We start from the raw sequence: 3,630 nt of genomic DNA on the forward strand, positions 1-3,630 counted from the left end.
CCAAATTCCTGTGCAAAGTTTTCTGCTTGTGAAATATCAACATCACATAATGTTTTTAATTCTGTCTCTTCTAATGATTTTATTGCCTCTATGTGACAACGACTAAGATAACCACACCCAATCATCCCATATTTTCAATCTTTTTCCCATAGTTTTCCTTTCTTTTGTAAAATTTTTCTTGTTTTTTTATTATGCAGGAGATTGCTCTTTTTATAGGAATTTTTGGTATTTACTTTATTCCCATTTTGTCCACCAATTGCCAATTATTAAATTATTAATGTCAATTTTTGCGTCTGACTGAATATTGATTTCTCTATCACTACTGGCTGACATATCAAAATAATTATCTGAAAAAGATATATCTGAATCATTTTCTTTTAATATAATATGACAAAAACGAGCAAATGTATCAGTCCGAAGTTTAATAGTAGTATTCCACTTTCCTTTAAAAAATTTTTGATCAATAAATTTAATCTCAATATTAGGATGTGGCCATTGAATATCTTTCCATCCATCAGGAAAATAAATTACCCTAGGCAGTTTTTTATTATTAACAATAGCATCAATATATAAAAAATCTCCTATTGGAAATACCATTTTATCTCTTTCAATAGCATCAAATAATTTAGTTGAATTTTTGTCTATTGTTAATTTCTTATGTTTTGACCAAACTTGATTACCTTGTAATGTTTCCTGTCCATAAAGTAATTCTACTTCTGCATTTTTAGATGAATCGTTGCTAAAAAAGAATTCAATTTTTTCAGAGCGTTCAAAAATTATTGGAAGTAATGTAGCACATGCTCGTTTAGCAGCATAAAATGCAGGTTTTGGACATCTATAATAATCAATAATTGACCAGTTGCTTGTAGGCCAGCAATCATTAAACATCCATACCATCGTTCCTCCATTATTTGGGCGGTCTCGTCTAGCACTTTCAAATTCAGCCCTCATCATTTCTACATGAGTTGCTTGACCAAATTTCACATATTTCTCAAGAGAATCTATTTTCCCAAAAATAGCACCTGCAATAAAAATTGTTTGTTCATGATGGGGTAAATTTGCATGACCTCGTTGTATATGATATACCCACGCTTGATTAGGGGGCCAGAGATTATCAGGAGAAAAAAACTTTTTAAATGTTTTTTCTGCACAAGGACCTTGAATACAAAATTCTGAATCAAAAGAACATACTTTTTCAAAATGTTTCCTAAATTGTTCTGGTTTCCCATCTGATTCAAACAAAGAATATTTCCAGCAAGATATATGCGAATTTCCTGAATTAGGCATATTGCCATAATCATCCTTTGAAGATGGACTTGAATCTACATAAGGAACATCAAGACCAAATTTACTGACTAATCCCCGTAAAATCATAGTATATATTTGTGGGTCATCTTTTAATCTATCAACTTTCCATTTATCTTCACTTTCTTTTTTAGAATAAACACCACTATCTTGCTGAGTATCATCCTCTTCCTGTTCAGGATAACTCCATGAATAAATATCTTCATTACAGCCGCACCAGATTACAATACATGGATGATTTCTAAGACGTCTGATTTGATAATTTGCTTCTGCAATAATTTCATCCCTTAATAGATCAACAGGATAACCAGAACTCGCAAACATAAAATCCTGCCAGACCATTATTCCAAGTTCGTCACATAATTTATAAAAAATTTCTGGTTCATATATTCCGCCACCCCAAACGCGAAGCATATTGAAATTTGCCTCTTTTGCTTTATTTAAGTAAAACCTATATTGTTCTTCTGTGGCATTTACTGGCCATAATTCTAATGGAACCCAATTTGCCCCTTTACAAAATATAGATTCTCCATTAATTGTAATTCTAAATGAAAAACCATGTCCTGCTTCAGGAGTAAATGGTTCTTCTATAATTTTTGATTCGCGAATACCAAAATACCCTTCTTTTTTATCTACAATATTACCAGAAACTAAAAGGCCTATTGAATAATGATATAGTGGTTGTTCTCCATATCCATTAGGAAACCATAATTTTGGATTTTCAATATTTATACTTGTATAAGATTTAAAAGTGTTTCTTCTAATTTCTTTTGTAATATTTTGACCATATCCATCAATATTTATTATAATACTATAACCTGATAGTTTCGTTCCTTTACTCACTTCAAATGAAAAATCTATTCTGCCATTCATAAATGTTTGAATAGAAAATTCCTTTATACAAAACTCATTATGATATTCTATCCATACATTCCCTGAAAGACCTATTGAAGGAATAGGTAGTGCCCAATCCCAGCCAAATGAAAATTGGGGCTTACGAATAAAAGCCCTTCTTTCTCTCCATCCTAAGAGTTCATCAATACGGGAACCACCTAAAAGTTGGTCAATTGATTTGAATCTAATTAACAAAACATTTTTTTTTAATTTTAATAAACCAGTTATATTAAAACGAAATTGACGAAAAGCATTTTTCATCTCACCAAGATACTTATTATTAAGGTAAATATCTGCATGTCCATCTACTCCTTCTAAACAAAGGTCTGCTTTTGCATTACCTACATCTGAAGCATCAAATACTAATTTATACCACCATTCTTTTTCTGTAACCCAATAACAATCTCGTCCCTGAGTATCATAGTGAGGGTTAGGAATTTTGTTATACTTTAATAAGGTAGCATTAACATCTCCTGGAACATCGGCTATTAACCACTGTTCTTTCTCTAATTCTGGTTTAATAATATCGGCAGGTAGTCCTGTTTTAGGTTCACAACCCAATAACATCCATTTCCCCTTTAAGTCAATTTTTTTCATAATATTTCCCTGTAAGTATTCAGTGAATCCCATCCCGATAATTCGGGCCCTTTTCTGTCTTTGCACGGTACTAAACACAGAATGAGATTTACTTTCAACAAATCAATTTTTCTTTTAACTTTATCACATACATCTATGAATTGACAAATTTTAATTCTGTTTTCATTATACTCCCCCCAAGTTTTTTCAATTGTTCTGCAGGTCCTTAATATATGTAGATTTTGATTTATTTTCAAAAAAACAAAAAGAGACATTGATAGGTATCAGTGTATTGACAAACAGAAAGAAGAAAAACTTAAACTCTAAGAATTTTTACCAAATAAACTTGATCAGAAAATAAAAACTCTTTTAATTCTAAAAACCCTCTTAAAATAACTTCTTCAAGTTTAGCCTAGGTATATTATTGAGCAATAAGATATCGTAGATGCTAAAAATTAGGACTGCTCTAATGGAGTTCAGTTAGGATTGACCTCATTTTTTACTCCCTGTTAAAAAGGTCGAAACATTGGATTTGGCGTACCTTGTACAGGAGCTTGTGCCCTTTCAAAACTTACCCATTCTACATGCCCATCAAAAAAAAGACAATTCACTCCATTATTATGTATCCTAAAACCTTCCGATTCCCACCGTGTTGGCACTATTAGACCAGGATTAAAGTTATAGGTCCTAAAATAATCTGATAACCATACTTTTTCAGATGGCGCTTTTACTCTGTTAAGTTTTGCCATTCTTGTTACTGGATCGTTTCTGATTTTTATTCCCTCAGTTACTGTATATAGAGAAAAAGCATAAGAAACTGGACGAGGAGAGGGATATTTAAATTTCTGGCTTGGA

2 protein-coding genes are annotated in these 3,630 nt (G+C 31.7%); both read right to left on the reverse strand.

Translation table 11 applies throughout. The features are described from left to right. Nucleotides 1-234: 234 nt before the first annotated feature. A complete protein-coding gene (locus PLW95_06930) occupies nucleotides 235-2,796 on the reverse strand; it encodes a hypothetical protein (GenBank protein ID HOV22392.1) in 2,562 nt (853 codons plus the stop codon). Between the two features lie 488 nt (nucleotides 2,797-3,284). After that, nucleotides 3,285-3,630: hypothetical protein (locus tag PLW95_06935; protein HOV22393.1), on the reverse strand; the 346-nt coding region annotated here is incomplete at its 5' end.

The sequence above is a fragment of the bacterium genome, assembly GCA_035370465.1.
GTDB lineage: Bacteria > Ratteibacteria > UBA8468 > B48-G9 > JAFGKM01 > JAGGVW01.